At 63.4% G+C, this 1244-nt stretch carries 1 protein-coding gene; it reads right to left on the reverse strand.

The genetic code is table 11. The features are described from left to right. Positions 1–1244, reverse strand: a 1244-nt coding sequence (ilvA, locus tag GNZ13_RS51050; RefSeq protein WP_172179038.1) for a threonine ammonia-lyase, biosynthetic, incomplete at both ends; no start/stop codon positions are given.

The following is a 1244-nucleotide window of genomic DNA, read 5'->3' on the forward strand; positions in this document are numbered from 1 at the left end:
GCGAGGAACAAGCGGTACACGGGGTTCTGGGTCTCTTCCCAGTACGGATAGCCAAGCGTCGCGAGAAAGCGTTCGAACTCGCCGTTCTCGCTCTCCGGCACCTGGATGCCGACCAGAATCGAACTGTAGTCCGCGCCCTGGTTGCGGTAGTGGAACAGGCTGATATTCCAGTTCGGCGCCATCGACGACAGGAACTTCATCAGCGCGCCTGGCCGTTCCGGAAACTCGAAGCGGAACAGACGTTCGTCATGCGCCAGAGGCGAGCGGCCGCCGACCATGTAGCGGATGTGCTGCTTCGACAGTTCATCGAAGGTCAGATCGACGGTGGCGAAGCCGTGCGCTTCAAATGCGCCCGCAATCTGCGCCGATTCGCTGCGGTTGCGGATCTGCACGCCGACAAAGATATGGGCTGATTGCGCGTCCGCAATCCGGTAGTTGAATTCGGTGACGCTACGCGTCCCCACCAGTTCGCAGAAACGGCGGAAGCTGCCGCGCTCTTCGGGAATCGTCACGGCGAACACCGCTTCACGCGCTTCACCGACTTCGGCACGCTCGGCCACGAAACGCATGCGATCGAAGTTCATGTTCGCGCCGGACGTGATCGCAATCAGCGTCTGGTTCTCCAGACCTTCGCGCTCGGCATACTGCTTGGCGCCGGCCACGGCCAGCGCGCCGGCGGGCTCCAGCACGCTGCGGGTGTCCTGGAACACGTCCTTGATCGCGGCGCACAGCGCATCGGTGTTCACGAGCAGTACGTCGTCGAGATATTCGCGGCACAGGCGGAAGGTTTCCTCGCCGACCAGCTTCACTGCGGTGCCGTCCGAGAACAGCCCGACTTCGTTCAGCGTGACGCGTTCACCCGCTTTCAGCGACGCGGCCATCGCGCACGAGTCATCGGTCTGTACGCCGATCACCTTGATCTCCGGGCGCACCGATTTCACATACGCCGCCACGCCTGCCGCGAGCCCACCGCCGCCGATCGGCACGAAGATCGCGTGGATCGGGCCCTGATGCTGGCTGAGAATCTCCATCGCGACCGTGCCCTGGCCGGCGATCACGTACGGATCGTCGAACGGGTGGACGAACGTCAGACCGCGTTCTTCCTGCAGCTTCACGGCATGCCCGTACGCATCACTATAGGACTCGCCGAACTGCACCACCTCGACCGTCGCCCCGCCATGCGCGCGCACCGCATCGACCTTCACCTGCGGGGTCGTCACCGGTACAACGATGATCGCCTTCAC

The organism is Paraburkholderia elongata, from assembly GCF_013177735.1.
Classification (GTDB): domain Bacteria; phylum Pseudomonadota; class Gammaproteobacteria; order Burkholderiales; family Burkholderiaceae; genus Paraburkholderia; species Paraburkholderia elongata.